Annotated in this window: 12 protein-coding genes and 1 pseudogene; 6 read left to right on the top strand and 7 right to left on the bottom strand. The window is 69.6% G+C overall.

The features are described 5' to 3' along the window. Window positions 1-157: 157 nt before the first annotated feature. Together KK7_RS0114365 and KK7_RS0114360 are read right to left on the bottom strand one after the other, a co-directional pair. Window positions 158-1,513 (bottom strand): sensor histidine kinase, encoded by a 1,356-nt coding sequence (locus tag KK7_RS0114365; protein WP_010545341.1) that lies wholly within the window; start codon window positions 1,511-1,513, stop codon window positions 158-160. Next, a complete protein-coding gene (locus KK7_RS0114360) occupies window positions 1,500-2,177 on the bottom strand; it encodes a response regulator transcription factor (RefSeq protein WP_010545340.1) in 678 nt (225 codons plus the stop codon). The genes KK7_RS0114365 and KK7_RS0114360 overlap by 14 nt, the downstream gene beginning before the upstream one ends. A gap of 107 nt (window positions 2,178-2,284) precedes the next feature. Here KK7_RS0114360 and KK7_RS0114355 point away from each other — a divergent pair, with 107 nt between their 5' ends. Both KK7_RS0114355 and KK7_RS0114350 read left to right on the top strand, forming a co-directional pair. Then, window positions 2,285-3,556, top strand: a complete 1,272-nt coding sequence (locus tag KK7_RS0114355) for a TolC family protein (protein WP_237709222.1) — start codon at window positions 2,285-2,287, stop codon at window positions 3,554-3,556. Window positions 3,557-3,560: 4 nt separating this feature from the next. Beyond that, complete coding sequence (locus KK7_RS0114350; RefSeq protein WP_010545338.1) at window positions 3,561-6,701, top strand: efflux RND transporter permease subunit; 3,141 nt, start codon at window positions 3,561-3,563, stop codon at window positions 6,699-6,701. Between the two features lie 118 nt (window positions 6,702-6,819). Here KK7_RS0114350 and KK7_RS20785 read toward each other — a convergent pair whose 3' ends face one another. Beyond that, complete coding sequence (locus tag KK7_RS20785; RefSeq protein ID WP_237709221.1) at window positions 6,820-7,179, bottom strand: winged helix-turn-helix domain-containing protein; 360 nt, start codon at window positions 7,177-7,179, stop codon at window positions 6,820-6,822. Here KK7_RS20785 and KK7_RS0114340 point away from each other — a divergent pair. After that, window positions 7,075-7,851, top strand: coding sequence for an efflux RND transporter permease subunit (locus KK7_RS0114340; RefSeq protein ID WP_083836100.1), 777 nt, complete (start codon window positions 7,075-7,077; stop codon window positions 7,849-7,851). The genes KK7_RS20785 and KK7_RS0114340 overlap by 105 nt on opposite strands. Before the next feature lie 2 nt (window positions 7,852-7,853). Next, a pseudogene (locus KK7_RS23890) lies at window positions 7,854-8,228 on the top strand (TolC family protein); the annotation flags it as partial. On the opposite strand, the gene KK7_RS20780 reads toward KK7_RS23890, so the two are convergent. Next, window positions 8,118-10,814 (bottom strand): TonB-dependent receptor domain-containing protein, encoded by a 2,697-nt coding sequence (locus KK7_RS20780; RefSeq protein ID WP_474753599.1) that lies wholly within the window; start codon window positions 10,812-10,814, stop codon window positions 8,118-8,120. The pseudogene KK7_RS23890 and the gene KK7_RS20780 sit on opposite strands and share 111 nt — an antisense overlap. A 175-nt stretch (window positions 10,815-10,989) precedes the next feature. On the opposite strand from KK7_RS20780, the gene KK7_RS0114325 reads away from it, so the two are divergent. Further along, complete coding sequence (locus tag KK7_RS0114325) at window positions 10,990-11,994, top strand: LacI family DNA-binding transcriptional regulator (protein ID WP_010545333.1); 1,005 nt, start codon at window positions 10,990-10,992, stop codon at window positions 11,992-11,994. A 6-nt stretch (window positions 11,995-12,000) separates the two neighbouring features. On the opposite strand, the gene KK7_RS0114320 is transcribed toward KK7_RS0114325, so the two are convergent. Beyond that, window positions 12,001-13,164 (bottom strand): glycoside hydrolase family 68 protein, encoded by a 1,164-nt coding sequence (locus tag KK7_RS0114320; protein WP_010545332.1) that lies wholly within the window; start codon window positions 13,162-13,164, stop codon window positions 12,001-12,003. Between the two features lie 162 nt (window positions 13,165-13,326). Here KK7_RS0114320 and KK7_RS0114315 point away from each other — a divergent pair, with 162 nt between their 5' ends. After that, window positions 13,327-14,193, top strand: coding sequence for an alpha/beta hydrolase (locus tag KK7_RS0114315; RefSeq protein WP_010545331.1), 867 nt, complete (start codon window positions 13,327-13,329; stop codon window positions 14,191-14,193). A 2-nt stretch (window positions 14,194-14,195) separates the two neighbouring features. On the opposite strand, the gene KK7_RS0114310 is transcribed toward KK7_RS0114315, so the two are convergent. Together KK7_RS0114310 and KK7_RS0114305 are read right to left on the bottom strand one after the other, a co-directional pair. Then, on the bottom strand, window positions 14,196-15,359 hold the full coding sequence (locus KK7_RS0114310) for a methyl-accepting chemotaxis protein (RefSeq protein WP_193378026.1): 1,164 nt from the start codon (window positions 15,357-15,359) through the stop codon (window positions 14,196-14,198). A gap of 21 nt (window positions 15,360-15,380) precedes the next feature. After that, window positions 15,381-15,752, bottom strand: coding sequence for a response regulator (locus tag KK7_RS0114305; protein WP_010545329.1), 372 nt, complete (start codon window positions 15,750-15,752; stop codon window positions 15,381-15,383). Between the last annotated feature and the right edge of the window lie 2 nt (window positions 15,753-15,754).

Raw genomic sequence — 15,754 nt, 5'->3', positions numbered from 1 at the left:
CCCCTTTGGGAATCCCTCGACGATTCAGCTCGGTCGAAATCCGCGCTAATCCCCAAGTCGGACGTCGTGGAGGCAGCGCGGTAAGGAAGGGCTGAGGCTGAACCGCGAACGAATCAACTGGAATGGATCACGACGATGCTGGATCCTCTCCCGTCATTCAGGGCCGGCCCGGGCCGCAGCGGATCGCCACCAGACTGCCCTCGGGCGCGAAGTACAAGGTGAAGCCGTGCAGTTCGGCGATGCCCGTGACGAGGGCCAGCCCCAGCCCGGCGCCCGTTCCGTCGCGGCGACCCCGATAGAAGCGCTGCGTCACCAGCGAGCGCTCGGCCGGTGGGACCCCCTTTCCTTCATCGGCCACGGTGATGAGCGGCACGCCCGCATCGCAGGCGAGGCCTACCGTCACGGTGCCGCCGGCAGGGCCGAACTTCATCGCATTGTCGATCAGATTGGCCACCGCCTCCATCAGCAGGCTGGCATCGCCTTCGATGGGGGGTACCGGCGCGCACGCGCAGTGCAGGGTGATGCCGCGATCCTCGGCCACCGGGCGGTGGAGGTCGCAGGCATCCTCGACCAGGCGCATCAGATCTACGGCTGCGAAGCGGCTGCGGCGTTCGCCGTCCTCCAGCTCGCGCAGGCGGAGCAGCGCCGCGACGATGCCGAGCAGGCCGTCGATCTCCGCCAGGCCGCGGTCGATCACGGCTTCGAAACCGGCGCGATCCTCGGCCTCGCGCAGTCCGCGCTCCAGCCCGGCGCGCAGCCGGGTGAGGGGGGTGCGGAGCTGGTGCGCAATGTCGTCACCGATGCCGCGCACTTCGGCGACCAGCATCTGCAGCCGGTCCAGCATGGTGTTGATGTGTGCGCAGAGCAGCCCGAAACTGTCCGGCCGGGCCGATACGGGCAGACGCTGGCTGAGATCGCCGGAGACGATCCGCTCGGTCAGCAGCCGCACCGTGTCCACCTGTCGTGCCGCGCGACGCCCGGCTACCAGACCGACGCCCAGCGCAAGGACGACACCCGGCAGCAGCCCGAACAGCAGCGACTGCCAGGTCAGCCGCAGCGCTTCCTCGGTATCGTCGAGGTCCATGCCGGCGAGCAGGCGCGTCCCGTCCGATAGCGGGCAGAGCGTCAGCCGGGCGACGTCGCTGGTCTTGCCGGGCAGCTCGGTAGGGGCGACCGGCGCGACAAAGGATGTACCGGTATCGGGCGCAGGCCTGGGCATCCTCGCGACATTGCCGGCGATGCGGCGCCCGCTCGCATCGAACAGTGCCAGGAAGCGCTCGCGGTGGATGTCGCGGGCCAGCCGCTCGCGCAGCTCGTCGGCGCGCTCGGCGGGCGGGGTCAGCGCGAAGAAGCTGCAATCGTCCGCCAGGATATGCTCGATCGCGCGGCGATGGTTGTTAGTCGCGGTCACCCAGAAGATGCCCGCAAGTACGAGCGACTGGAGGATCAGGATCGCGGCGATGGCACCGCCCCAGCGCCAGGTCGCGCGGGTGCGGGGGTCACGCCGGAACATCGAAGACATAGCCTTGCCCGCGCACGTTGCGGATCAACTGTACCTCGCCCTCGCCATCCACCTTGCGGCGCAGGCGGCCGATATGGACGTCGACGACGTTGCTGTTCGGCTCGAAGCTGTAGCCCCACACATCCTGGAGCAGCATCGAGCGGGTGACGATCCGGCCGGGGCGGCGCACCAGATAGTCGAGCAGCTTGAGCTCGCGCGGCAGCAGGTCGAGCGGGCGGCCGGCACGGCTCGCCTTGCCCTCCAGCAGGTCGAGATCGAGCGGCCCGACGATCAGCCTTGTGTCGCGCCGCTCGTCCGGGCGGCGGAGCAACGCCTCGACGCGCGCGAGCAGCTCGACCAGCGCGAACGGCTTGGGGAGGTAATCGTCGCCGCCCGCGCGCAGGCCGCGCACGCGATCATCCAGGCTGCCGAGCGCGCTCAGCACCAGCGCCGGCGTACGAAGGCCGTCGGCGCGCAGGGCCGCGATCAGGTCCAGCCCCTCGCCATCGGGCAGCTGGCGGTCGACGATCAGCAGGTCGATGCCGCCGGCATGTACTGCCTCGGCTGCCTCGGACAGCCTGGTCCGGTGCACGATCGCAAAGCCGGCGGCGGTGAGTTCCAGCCGGATTTCGTCGGCGGTGCCGGAATCGTCTTCGAGGAGCAGGATCTGCGTCACGCCTGCGGTGTTTCGTGCGGCGAGCGCGGGGTCAACTGAATTGCAGTTCAGAGTCTGAACGCGGTTTTAGTCGACGCCCGCGGACCAGCGCCGGTAGGGGCGCCACCATGGATCGGAGACCGAAGATGCGGATGCTGGCGGCCGCCCTGGGGATGTGTCTGGCGACACCGGCGCTGGCGCAAGGCGGGCCGGCACTGTCGCTGGATGCGCTGGCCCAGGACGTGGTCGCCAACAATCCGGAGCGGCAGTTCTACCAGCGCCAGATCGAGACCGCGGGTATGGAGCGGGAGGCCGCCGGTCGCTGGGCCGATCCCGAGGCGACCATCGAGTTCGGCCAGCGCCGGGCCACCGATATCACCACCGGCGCGCTGAACGGCGAGGGAATGACCTATGCCGTCTCGGTCACCCAGCCGATCGAGTTCGGCGGACGCATCGCGCTGCGGCGGGCGATTGCCGACCGGCGGGTTGCGCTGGCGCGGATCGGACTGCAGCAGTTCGACGCGACGCTGGCGGCGCGGGCGCGTTCGCTCGGTTACCGGCTGTTCGCGGCGGACGAGAAGGCGGCGGCGGCGCGCGCGGTCGCCAACCGGATGCGGACGCTGGCGCAGGTGATCGTCGCGCGCGACCCCGCCGGCCCCTCGCCGCAGCTCGAGGCAACCGCGCTTCAGGCGAGCGCGATCAGCGCCGAGCGCAGCGCGGCGGCGGCCGATGCCGAGGCGAACGCGATCCTCTACGAGCTCAACCAGCTGCGCGGCGCGCCCTTCGCCGCGCGCGTCCGTATTGTCCGACCGGACATGGGCCTGCCGGACCTGCCCCCCGATGCGACGCTCGCCGCAAGGGCCAGCGCCAACAATTTCGAGCTGCAGGCGCTGCGCGCCCAGTTCGAACAGCAGGGACTACGGGTGGATCTGGCGCGCAAGGCGCGCATCCCGGTGGTCAGTGTCGGGCCCTATTATGATCGGGCCCGCTCGGACATTCGTGAGACCAATGTCGGGGTGCGTCTCACCACCAGCATTCCCTTGTGGAACCGGCAGGCGGGGGACGTCGCGGCGGAGGAGGGGCGCCAGGCCCAGGCCAACGCCACGCTGGTCGCCGCCGAGCGCCGCATCCTGCGCGAGGTGTTCGACCAGGCCGCGCAATATCAGGCCAAGCGGGAGGCGCTGGCGAAATGGGACGGCGCCTCGCCCCAACGGTTCGCCGCCGCCGCCGCAGAGGCCGATCGCAACTATCGGCTGGGGGCGGTGCCGCTGACCACCTACACCCAGATGCAGCAAGCTTATCTGGAGGCGACCAGCGCCATTCTCGATACCCGGCGCGACGCGATCGAGGCGCTGCTCCAGCTGCGCGCCTTGAACGGCGGCAACCCGCTGGCGCGCTGACCCGATGAATCGCTGGCTTCACTGGGTCACCCATCATCGGCTCGCCGTCGCGGCGGTGAGCGCGATCGTCGCGGCGGTGGGGCTCTGGTCCTATTTCAGCCTGCAGATCGATGCGATCCCGGACATCACCGGCGTGCAGGTGCAGATCAACACGCCGGTGGCGGCCCTTGCGCCCGAAGAGATCGAAAGGCTTGTGACGCTGCCGATCGAGCGGGCGATGGGCGGCCAGCCCGGGCTGGACCAGACCCGCTCGCTCACCAAGACCGGGTTGAGCCAGGTCACCCTGCTCTACAAGGACGGGACGGACCCCCTGAAAGCGCGCCAGCTCGTCACCGAGCGGCTGAACGCGGTGCGTGACCAACTGCCGGCGGGCAGTACGCCGCAGCTCGCGCCGATCACCACCGGGCTGGGCGAGATCTATTACTATACGCTCGAATGGCGCCAGCCGCCGCAGGGCATGTCGGCCGAGCGCCAGTTGATGGAGCTGTACGAGGCGCAGGAATATACCGTGCGGCCGATGCTCCGCGCGGTGCCCGGCGTGGCTGACGTCAACTCGAACGGCGGGCTGGAGGAGCAATATGTCGTCCAGCCGGACCCGGCCAAGCTGACCGCGCACGGCGTCACCGCGGCCGAACTGGCGCAGGCGGTGGCGGGAAATGTCGAGAATGCCGGCGGGGGCATCGTCGCACGCGGGGCAGAGCGCTTTGCGGTGCGCACCGACGCGCGGGTGATGAGCGCGGAGGAGATCGGGGCGATTCCGGTAAAGTTCGCGGGCGGCGTGCTACCGATACAGGTGCGCGACCTCGCCACCGTCGTCACCAGCCATGGTCCGCGCCAGGGGGCAGCAACGCAGAACGGGCGCGAGACGGTGCTTGGCACCGCGATGATGCTGGTCGGCCAGAACAGCCGGCAGGTGGCGCTGCGGATCGAGGCGGCGCTGCCCGAAATCCAGGACGCGCTGCCCAAGGGCATGGTGATCGACCGGCAGTACAGCCGCGCAGATTTGGTCGATCGCACCATTGCGACGGTGGAACGGAACCTCGGCGAAGGCGCGTTGCTGGTGGCGCTGGTGCTGCTGGTGGTGATGGGCAATTGGCGGGCGGCGCTGATTGTCGCGCTCGTCATTCCGCTCGCCTTCCTCGTCACCGTCACCGGCATGCATGCCATCGGGGTGTCGGGCAATCTGATGAGCCTGGGCGCGCTCGACTTCGGGCTGATCGTCGACGGCGCGATCGTCGTCGTCGAGAATGGGCTGCGGCTGCTGGCGGCCCGGCGGCAGGAAAAGGGCGGCGACCTCTCGCCCGAGGAACGCCGCGCGATCGTCGCCGAGGCGGCGCGCAGCGTGGCCCGGCCGACCTTCTTCGGCATCGCGATCATCGCGCTCGTCTATGTGCCGGTGCTGAGCCTGGGCGGGGTGGAGGGCAAGCTGTTCCAGCCGATGGCGCAGGCGGTGATGCTGGCGATCGTCGCCGGGCTCGCCTGGACCTTCACGATCGTGCCAATGCTTTCGGCCTGGCTGCTCCGAGCGCCGGCAACCCATGCCGAGCCCGGCGAGGAGAAGGGCCTGATCGGCCTTGCCAACCGCGCCTATACGCCGGTGCTTTCCGCGGCCCTCGCGCACCCGCTGCTGCTGGTGATCGGCGCGGCAGCGCTGCTGGGGGCGACCTTCCTCGCCTTCCGCACGCTCGGCGCGCAGTTCACCCCGCAGCTGGATGAAGGGGCGATCACCGCAATGGTCTATCGCCCGGTCGGCATGTCGCTGGAGCGCAGCCTCGCGATCGAGCAGGCGACCGAAGTTGCGATCCGCAAGGCCTTCCCGCAGATCACCCACACCTTCTCGCGCATCGGCACCAGCGAGGTCGCTACCGATCCGATGCCGCCCGAGCAGAACGACCTCTACATCTTCTACGCACCTGAAAAGGACTGGCCCGAGGGCGAAGGCAAGCCGCGCACCAAGGCAGCACTGATCGCCGGGATCGAGAAGGTCGCACAACAGGTTTATGCCGACCAGCATTTCGAATTCGCTCAGCCCATCGAGATGCGGTTCAACGAAATGCTGGAGGGCGTGCGCGCCGACGTCGCGGTGAAGATCTATGGCGACGATTATGACGTGCTCGAACGCGCGGCGGCGCAGGCCAAGGCGATCCTGGAGAAACAGCCGGGCACGGAAGGTGTCGCGTTCGAGACTTCGGGGCGCCCCAAAACCATCGTGGTCGAGCTCGACCATGCCGCATTGCTGCGGCTGGGGATCGGCACGCAGGAGGTGAACAAGGCGATCAGCGACGCCGTGGCCGGGGCCGAAGTCGGCTTCATCCCACACAATGCGGCGCGTCACGCAATCGTGATCCGCATGGCCGAGGGGTTGCGCGCGAACCGCCAAGCGATCCTTGCGCTGCCCTTGCGAGTCGGCCCGTTCGGCATGGTGCCGCTGTCGCGCGTCGCCCGCCTGCGGGAAACGCAGATGGTCGAGCCGATCCTACACGACGATGGCAATCGCCGCGCCGCGCTGATGGTCAACCTGTCGACCAGCGATCTTGCCGGCTATGTCGACAAGGCGCGGGCCGAGCTGGGTCGGCAGATCAAGCTGCCGCAAGGCTATCGCATCGAATTCGGCGGCCAGTATCACCAGCTGGAGGCGGCGCAGCGGCGGCTGGCGATCGTAGTGCCGCTCGCGCTGCTGCTGATTTTCGCACTGGTCTATGCCGCGCTCGGCAGTCTGCGAGAGGCGGCGATCGTCTACACCGGCATCCCGTTCGCGATCACCGGTGGCGTGCTGGCGCTGTGGCTGCGCGGCATGCCCTTCTCGATCACCGCAGCGATCGGCTTCATCGCGCTGTCGGGTATCGCGATGCTCAACGGGCTGGTGCTGATCGACCACATCAACGGCCTGCGCGACGGCCGGGAGGGCGAGGCGCTGCCGATCGACACCGCGGTGCGCCAGGGCGCCCGCGATCGGCTGCGGCCGGTGCTTTCTACCGCGTTGGTCGCCTCGATCGGGTTTCTGCCGATGGCGATCGCCAGCGGCGCGGGGGCGGAGGTCCAGCGCCCGCTCGCCACGGTGGTGATCGGCGGCATCGTTACCTCGACGTTGCTGACGCTGGTGCTGCTGCCGAGCCTGTACCGATGGATACTCTCTCGGGCATAGACTCGGCGCGGTTCGAGGCGACGTGGCCGCCCTTGACATCGATACCGCTGCGGTGCGGGACTTTAGAACGCGAGCGACGCAGCTTGCGCGGATGTGAGGCCTATCCAGATCCGCTTTTTCATGTGCGCGAACTGAGCCGGTAGCCGACGCCGCGTACGCCCTCGGGCATGTCGGGCGCGCCGGCCTGTTCCAGCTTGCGGCGCAGCTTGCTGACATGGCTGCCGACCGTACGATCGAGCGCGTCCGATCCCGGCAGGCAGGCATCGAGCAGTTCGCTGCGGCTGAAGACGCGGGTGGGGGTGCGCGCCATGTGGGTGAGCAGGCGGAACTCGGTCAGCGTCAGCGCCACTGCGCCCTGCGCGGTGCGGACGAGATGCGCGTTGGTGTCTATCTCGACCGGGCCAATCCGAAGCACGCCGCTCGATGCCCCCGGCCCCGCGCGGCGCAGCACTGCCTTCACCCGCGCCACGACTTCCACCGGGTTGAACGGCTTGACGACATAATCGTCGGCACCGCGCTCGGCAGCAGCTATGTCAACGATTTCCCCAACAAGGGACGCCTGCAGCAGGTGATCGTCCAGGCCGACGCCAAGGACCGCATGCAGCTGGAAGACGTGCTACGGCTGCGGGTCCGCGGTGCCGAAGGAAAGACCGTCGCGCTTGCCGAACTGGTGACGCCGGAATGGAGCACCAGCCCGCTCCAGCTCTCCACCTATAACGGCTATCCCTCGGTAAGCGTCACCGGCACCGCCGCGCCGGGCACCTCCAGCGGCGAGGCGATGCGCGAGATGGAGCGGCTGGCGTCGCAGCTGCCGCCGGGTTTTGGAATCGAATGGACCGGTCAGTCGCTGCAGGAGCGGGAGGCGGGCGCGCAGGCGCCGATGCTGATCCTGCTCTCGATGCTGGTCGTCTTCCTGGTGCTGGCCGCGCTTTATGAAAGCTGGTCGATCCCGGTCGCGGTGATGCTGGTGGTGCCGCTGATGCTGGCGCGAGGGGCGAGCGCCGAGACGCAGCATGCGATCGGCACGGGCGTGTTTGGCGGCATGATTACGGGAACGGTGCTGGCACTGCTGTTCGTGCCGGTGTTCTTCGTGGTGCTGGTGGGACTGGCGGAGCGCTGGCAGAATCGCCGCGCGGGCCGGGAGGCGTGACGATGCGTCCCCTCTCGCTCCTGCTGCTGCTGGCGACGACCGCCTGCTCGATGACGCCGAAGCTCACCCTTCCCGCCGCGCCGGTTGCAGAGGCCTATCCGGTCGCGGATGGAACCGACGCGCTGCCCGAATGGCGGGGCATGTTCGGCGATCCGCGGCTGCAGCGGCTGATCGCCCTGTCGCTCGACAGCAACCGCGATCTGCGTATCGCCGCGCTGAACGCCGAGGCGGCGCGCGTGCAGTTGCGCGTCCAGCGCGGGCAGGTCCTACCCGCGGTCAGCGCGGAGGGAAGCTACACGCGCCAGCGCCAACCTGCGTCGGTGGCGCGTGCGGGTGTCGGCCTTGTGACAGGCGGCGGAACCAGCGGTTTCACCGTCGGACAATTCGCCGCGCAGGCTGCGTTGACCAGCTTCGAGCTCGACCTGTTCGGGCGGCTGTTCCGCGGCGCCAATCGCAGCTGGTCCTATACACCGGCGGTGAGCGTACCGATCTTCCGCGGCGGTGAGTTGCGCGGCAACCTCGATCTCGCAAAGCTGCGGACGTCGAGCGCTGTCGCCAGCTACGAAAAGGCGATTCAGACCGGATTTCGGTAAGTTGCCGACGGGCTCGCCGCGCAAGCGACCTATACCGCGCAGGTCAGCGAACAGCGCGCCGTGGTCGCAGCAGCCGAGCGCCGGACCATGCTGGCCGCCATGGCATATGCCGCGGGTCAGACCAGTCGCCTGGAACTGCTCGACGCCCAGCGCACCACTTATGCGGCGCGGCAGGCCGCGCTGGTCGTGCGACGCGATCAGCTGGCCGCGGCGGCTGCCTTGTACCGTGCGCTGGGAGGGGACATCGCGTTCGAGAAGAGACCTTGAGCGGCAAACGCCCTGTGAGCGTAGAGGCTTCCGCATGCCCGACTTTCGGCGATCGAGAAGGCGGGGCGCTGCACGACGCGTCCGCGATACCGAAGCCAACCAGCAGCATGGTCCAGCTGGCCGATTCCGGAACCGCGCCGCTGGCAGGCGCGGTCCGGCCAGCAGGGTTGGTCCGTTCGCGGCGGTCGGGCCGCGCTCGTCGGAGAGGTTGTCGCCGAACAGCCCCACCTCGTAGCGATCGAAGCGCACGCCGACGCTTGCCTGGAACAGCTGGTACGGATTGAGCGTGTTCACCGTCGCATCGCCGTTGCGCGCCCGGCCGACCGCCGTGGCGGAAGCGGTGGCGAACCAGTCGAGCCCGCCGACCTTGCGGTCATAGGTCGCATCGCGCCGGAAGTTGTGCGGCGGCGTGTTGAGCAGGCGCGTGCCGTTGGCGATGCGTGGATCGCTCTTCGTGTAGGCGGGGATCACGGCCGTGTAGGTGGAATCGTTGAGGTTGCCGACCATCGAGAGCGACAGCCCCTTCACCGGGGTGCGCCAAGTGGTCTCGATGTCGATGCCCTGTGCCTTGCCGTCCCCGAGATTGGCGAAGGCGGAGAGGCCGATCGAGGTGTTGAAGGCGCTCTGGATGTTGGTGAACTTGATGTCGTAGATGCTCACCGCGACGCGCAGCGCCCCGTCGAACAGCGATCCCTTCATCCCCAGTTCGAGGTTGCGCAGCTTGTCCGGCGAGAGCGACAGCGCACTCGGCACGCCGTCCGCGATCACCGCGTCCGCCTGCGCCTTGGACTGAAGGATACCGCTGCGGAAGCCGGTGCCGCTGTTGAAGAAGACCATCCAGTCCTTGGCCGGATAATAAGCGAGGTTGGCGCGCCAGGTGAGCGCGTCCGGCGTCGCCCGGCTGAATACGCGGTCGCCGTTCGACAGAGAGTCCGAGGAGCGCGTGTCCTTGAAATAGCGCAGGCCGAGCAGCGGCACGAGCTTGCCGCCGAACAGCTCATAGCTGGCTTCGGAGAAGAGCGCGGCATTCTCCGTGCGGGTGATCGTGTTGCCGGCGAGCGCCAGCGTGGGGAAGTTGAGGTCGAAGGTGTAGAGGCCCTTGGCCTTCTGGTAGAACACCCCGGCAACGCCGTGGAATGGACCCGACTTTGCGGTTGCGACGCGGAACTCGTTTACGAAATTGTCCGCATCGCCGCCGTTGATCAGCGTGCCGATGCCGAGCGGGGTGTAGACGGTCTCGCCATACCCCGTGGCCAGACTCGCGGCGAGATGGCCGCCGGCGGAATAGCCGAGCACCGCCACCCGTGCCGAGGTCTCGCGCGCCCGGACCAGACGGATGGCCCGCTGGGCATCCTGCAGCGGCACGTCCTGACGGTGCGTCCAGCCCTCGCCGGGCAGGCGGTAGATCAGCACGTAACAGGTATAGCCGCGCGCCGCGAGCGCCTCCGCCGTATCGGTGCCCTCATGGGTGCCGACGACGATGTAGCCGCCGCCGGGGGTGAGCAGCGCGACCATCGCCGCCAGGCCGCCGCCCGCACTGCCGCCGAGCAGCGCGATCCGCTTGGGGTCGACGCCCAGTGCGCCGGCATTGGCGACGAGCCAGGCGAAGGCGGCGACATTGTCGTCCACCGGACCCGGAAACGGCGTTTCGGGTGCCAGGCGATAATCGACATTGACGACGACACAGTCGAACTCGGCCGCGATGCCCTGGCAGAAGGCGGTCATGTTGCGCGCCCGGCCGGAGATCATGCCGCCGCCGTGGATGTGCAGGATCGCTGGGGCGGGCGTGGCGCGGTTGCGCAGTCCGATCAGTTCCACCGGCACGTCGGGCGCGCCCTTCCTGCCCGGCACCGGGCGGATCTCGACGCCGGGGGCGGCAAGCGGCGGCGGTGCGACCCAGCTTGCCCGCAGCGTCGGCAGTCCCGCACGGGTCAGCGGCGGCAGCGGCTGGCCCAGCATGACCCGGGCCGCCGCCCGCAGTTCGGGATCGACGAGGCGGAGCGGGTCGCCCTCGGCCGCGCGCAGGCGAGCGGGTGCTCCCAGCAGGGCGGCGGTGCCCGCGCCGAGCATCCACCGATGGAGTTCGCGCCGATCCAGTGCCATCATCATCCTCTCCCCCGGCGCCTGCCGCGCCGTTCGCCTGCAGTTTGTGGAATCGATTGTGCATTGCTGCAATCGCTTTTTCGCGGAATAGTCGGCGCGCGTCGCGCTGCGCCATGGCTATCGCCGGCGATGGGTGCGGGGTAGCGTGGCCGGAAGGGAGCAGGAACGGCGCTGCATGTCGAACATCAAGAATCTGAAGGAATTCGCACAGCTCGCCGGCGTCTCCACCGCCACGATTTCGCGCGCCTTGTCTGGCACGGGGCGGGTGAGCGAGGAAACGCGCGAGCGGGTCGCCGCGCTGGCCGAGCGGCTCGGCTATCAGCCGAACGCCACCGCGCGGAACCTTCGCACCCAGCGGACGATGACCATCGGCGTGCTGGTACCGCTGGGCCACGAGGCTGCGCAGCATCTGTCCGACCCCTTCTTCAACACCATGACCGGCTTCCTCGCGGATGCGCTGAGCGACCATGGCTATGACCTGCTGCTGTCCCGGGTCCTCCCCAAGGGCGATCGCTGGCTGGACCGTTATATCGGCTCCGGCAAGGTCGACGGGATCATCGTGATCGGCCAGTCGACCGAGTTCGCGGTGATCGAGACGGTGTCGCGCCGCTATCTGCCGATGGTGGTGTGGGGCGGCCAGGTCTCCGGCCAGAATCACTGCTCGGTCGGCTCGGACAATCGCAAGGGCGGGGCACTCGCCATCCGCCACCTGATCGAGCGGGGCTGCCGCCGCATCGCCTTTGCCGGGCCGACCCAGGGGCCGGAATTCGGCGAGCGGCTACAGGGCGTGAAGCAGGTGCTGCGCGAGACCGGGCTGAGCGAGACGCTGATCGAACTGCCCTCGCATTTCGAGCCGGGGGCCGCCTTCGAGGATATCCGCGCCCAGCTGGAGGGGATCGCCGCAATGCCCGACGGCATCGTCGCCGGATCGGACGTGACCGCGATCGGGGTGCTGCGCGCGCTGCAGGCGCTCGACATCGACGTGCCGGGGCAGGTGAAGGTGATCGGCTATGACGGGCTGCCGGTAGGCGCGCAGGTCTCGCCGCCGCTGACCACGATCGATCAGCAACTCCGCCATGGGGCGGGGATGATCGTCGACCTGCTGCTGCGCCGGCTGGCCGGGGAGACCACCGAAAGCCGGATGATCGAGCCGATCCTGATCGTGCGCGCGTCGACCTGAGCCGGCTCAGGCGATGCGGCTGTGCGCGCCGTCCAGTTCCAGCCGGAACCACGGTGCGGGATAGCCGCCGAAGTGCCGGCGCCGCGCCGCCACCTCGGCGACCGAGTCCATCGTCGCCACCTCGGGCAGGTCGGCGAAACTGGTGACGCGCAGGTCCTGCATCACCCACCAGCTATAGGCCTGGAACGGCGCCTGGAGGGGGTTGGCGGCGACCAGCCCGGTGCCGTTGAGCGGCGTGAACGGGCCGAGCGGGCTGGGCCCGACCATGCCGTAGAGGCCGGTGGGGCCAATCGGGCCATCGGGCGCGAACACCTTGGCCTGGGTGGACCAGAACAGGTAATAGAGACCGCCGACATGGCGCAGGTGCGGCCGTTCCAGCTCGTTGTTGCGGCCGTCCGCCGAGACGAGCGGCGGCCGCAGCCGCCATGCCGAAAGCGTGTCGTCCACCGCCTCGGCCACGCCGATCACGCCGTTCCAGGCCGATGCCGAACCGGGCTTCGAACCGGTGAACAGCAGATACTGGCGGCCGCTGGCGGGATCGCGGAACAGGCCGGGGTCGCCCAGCGCCTTGATCGTGCCCGCCGCCCCCTCGCGCTGGTTCACCACCATGTACCAATGGTCGTCCGCGACGATGCTCTCGCGGTGGTCGTACGGGGCTTCGGCGCGCGGCGTGTCGCCGTCAAGCACGAGGCGGAAGCGCACCTGGAACAGCCGCTGCTCGAAGCTCGTGCCGGTCTCGCCCCTGCGCCCGGCGGCGGTGTAGAACAAGGTGACGATCGACGTTGTCGGATCGAACAGCGCGGAGCCGGACCATTCGCGGCTCCCGGCAGACAGGCCGTCGGGCATGGCGGGGCCGTGCACGTGCCACGCGCCCTTCCGTTCGCTGACGAGGCGGATGCGCGCGACGGCATGGCGGGCTTCGGGATCGTCCGCACACGGGGCGGTCAGCGCCAGCCATAGCGGTACGCCACCGGGGGCTGCTGGGGTGCCGTCCGCCTGCTCGATCGGCCACATGTCCCACAGGTCGATGCCGCGGATGCGCCGTGCGGGCACAAGCGGAAAGGCGGGGATGCGCTGGCCCGCCGCGATCGCCGTGCGCGACAGCCCTTCACCGGTCCAGCGCGTCGTTGCGCCGGGCAGCGTTGCCGGGTCCAAGGTCGATCCCACCATGCATCCTCCCGCATGCGCTTGAACAAACGATTACGCACGCTATGCGGAGCTATCGTGTTTGGCTTGGGGCGGCAAGCGGCCTCGGGCTATGCGCGCCGATAGAGTGAGCGGCGAGGACCCCCGATGCGAACGCAACCACCCCTGGACATCCCACCCTCGCGCGTGCCGATCGCGCCCCGCTGGCAGGCGGCGGAGACGATCGCGCTATGGCCCGCCGGCCCGCCGGGCGGAAGCTTCCGTCCCGCGCCAAGGGCGGCCGATCTGCCCGAGAGCTTCCGCACGGGCATTGCCCGGCCCGACCTGCGGCTCTTCCGCCCCGAGGCGCGGAACGGCCGGGCGCTGCTGGTGCTTCCCGGCGGCGGCTACGGCTTCGTATCGGTGCGCAACGAGGGGCTGGACATCGCCGATGTCTTCTGTCCGCTCGGCTATACGGTGTTCGTGCTGACCTATCGCCTGCCCGGGGAAGGCTGGACCGACCGTGCCGACGTGCCCCTCCAGGATGCCCAGCGCGCGATGCGGCTGATCCGCGCGCGCGCCGATGCAGAGGGATTCGACTCCGATGCGATCGCGGTGCTCGGCTTCTCGGCCGGCGGGCATCTCGCCGCGTCGCTGCTCACCGAGGGGCCGGCACCGCTCTATCCCCCGGTCGATGCGGCCGATGCCGCCGCGGCGCAGCCGCTGGCGGCCGGGCTGCTCTATCCGGTGGTCGCCATGGCAGGGGCCGCGGCGCATGCCGGATCGCGCGCGGCGCTGCTGGGCGACGCACCGGCGCCGACGCTCGTCGCGCGGCGCTCCCCGGCGGCGCGGATCGGGGCGGATACGCCGCCGATGTTCCTCGTCCATGCGATCGACGATGCCGCCGTGCCGTTCGAGAACAGCCTGCTGCTTGCGCGCGCGATGGCGGAGGCCGCCCGCCCGTTCGAGCTGCACCTGTTCCAGGAAGGGGGCCACGGCTTCGGCACCGGCCCGCGCAATGCGGCGGCGGGCGGCTGGCCGGGGCTGTTCGATCGCTGGCTGCGGCGGCTCTGAGGTCAGAACAGCTGGATGCGCGGGGCGGCCGCCACGGCCGCGGGCTCCCCTTGCGCGATGGCCTGCACCTGTCGCTCGCTTTCCATCACATAGTGATCCTGCAACGCGCGGAGCCTGGCCGCCAGGTCCGGTCCCGACGCATCGTCGGGCGCGTCGAGATGCGCCTCCAACTGGTCGAGCGCGTAGGTCACATGTTCCATCCGCTGCCGCAGCACGTCGTGGAACTGCAGGTCGCCGAGGATGGTGGAAAGCCCATCGACCAGCCGGCCATGATTGCCGCCGATTTCGTGGATCAGCGCGAGCAGGGTCTGGCCGCTCGCCCCGACATCCTCGTGCAGGCCGGCCAGCTCCGCGGTGAGCTTAGTCACGTCGGGGATGCCGGTGGCGGCGCCCGTGCGGCTCGCCAGCAGCTCCTCGCGCATGCGGCGGGCGATCGCGTCGAGCTCGCCGCCCAGCGTCTTGGCGACGGCGGCGATCGACTCCGCCAGCGCGCGGACCTGGTCGGCGACCACGCCGAAGGAGCCGCCTGCCGCGCCCGCCCGGCCCGCCTCGACCGCGGCGTTGTAGGACAGGAGCACCGCGCGGTCGGAAATCTTGGCGATCGCATCCGCCGCCGGCCGCAACCGCGCGGTGCTTTCGGCCAGCGCCTCCAGCCGGGCATGGTCGCCGGCGCGCTCGGCGGCGCTGCGGTCGAGGATTTCGGTCAGGGTGCGCAAAATCTGTTCCGGCCGCTCGGCAGCGCGCAGCAGCGCGGCGCCGTCGTCCAGCGAGCGCTGCAAGAGCGCCTGCTGCCGGGAGGAGGTCTGGTGGAGACGGATCGTCTGTTCGATCACGCCGGTCACGCCCCGCTCGGCATCGGCCTGCGCGCCGGCGATCTGGCCGCGCAGCGTATCGAAATAGCAGGCGCGATCCCGTGCGTCGTCCCGGCCCCGCGCGGGCGGCGGGGGCGCCATTGGCGGCGGGGGCTGCTCGATGCAGGCGGGGCCGCACTCGGGCATCACGACCTGTGCCGGCGCTGCGCGAACGCGAAGCAGCGCCAGCATCGCCGCGCCGTGCAGCAGCACCCATGCCGCGCCCCACACGCCCGTGAGCACGCCCGCCGGCACCGCGACGAACGCGGTGACCAGCAGCGGCACCAGCCACGGGCGGGGGGAGGCACGTCGCATCGGCATCGGAGAAGCGCTGCCTCAGCCCGGCATGACCTGGCGGACGACGCTCACCAGCTCGGGGCCGGCGACCGGCTTGACCAGCCAGCCGGTGGCACCCAGCCGCCGCGCCTCGTCGCGCTTGGCCGCCTGGCTCTCGGTGGTCAGCGTCAGGATCGGCTTGAAGCGATAGCCGGGCAGGCCGCGCACCTGCTGGATCAGCTCCATCCCGCCCATGTTGGGCATGTTGATGTCGGTGATGATCATGTCGGCCTTCAGCCCCGCGCGCAGCTTGGACATTGCCTTGCAGCCATCGGCGGCGGTCTCCACCGCATAGCCGTTCATTTCCAGCGTGGCCTTCACGCTCATCAGCATGGTCGAGCTATCGTCGACGATCAGGATCGTCTTGGGCATGA

The sequence above is a fragment of the Sphingomonas elodea ATCC 31461 genome, from assembly GCF_000226955.1.
In the GTDB taxonomy this organism is placed as follows: Bacteria; Pseudomonadota; Alphaproteobacteria; order Sphingomonadales; family Sphingomonadaceae; genus Sphingomonas; species Sphingomonas elodea.
This window is presented reverse-complemented; position numbering and strand designations above follow the sequence as displayed.

Bases quoted from the DNA above. Each gene is read 5' to 3' on its own strand.
- KK7_RS0114365 (WP_010545341.1), bottom strand. From the start codon at position 1,513: ATGTTCCGGCGTGACCCCCGCACCCGCGCGACCTGGCGCTGGGGCGGT.
- KK7_RS0114355 (WP_237709222.1), top strand. From the start codon at position 2,285: ATGGATCGGAGACCGAAGATGCGGATGCTGGCGGCCGCCCTGGGGATG.
- KK7_RS0114350 (WP_010545338.1), top strand. From the start codon at position 3,561: ATGAATCGCTGGCTTCACTGGGTCACCCATCATCGGCTCGCCGTCGCG.
- KK7_RS0114340 (WP_083836100.1), top strand. From the start codon at position 7,075: ATGCGCGTTGGTGTCTATCTCGACCGGGCCAATCCGAAGCACGCCGCT.
- KK7_RS20780 (WP_474753599.1), bottom strand. From the start codon at position 10,814: ATGGCACTGGATCGGCGCGAACTCCATCGGTGGATGCTCGGCGCGGGC.
- KK7_RS0114325 (WP_010545333.1), top strand. From the start codon at position 10,990: ATGTCGAACATCAAGAATCTGAAGGAATTCGCACAGCTCGCCGGCGTC.
- KK7_RS0114320 (WP_010545332.1), bottom strand. From the start codon at position 13,164: ATGGTGGGATCGACCTTGGACCCGGCAACGCTGCCCGGCGCAACGACG.
- KK7_RS0114310 (WP_193378026.1), bottom strand. From the start codon at position 15,359: ATGCGACGTGCCTCCCCCCGCCCGTGGCTGGTGCCGCTGCTGGTCACC.
- KK7_RS0114305 (WP_010545329.1), bottom strand. From the start codon at position 15,752: ATGCCCAAGACGATCCTGATCGTCGACGATAGCTCGACCATGCTGATG.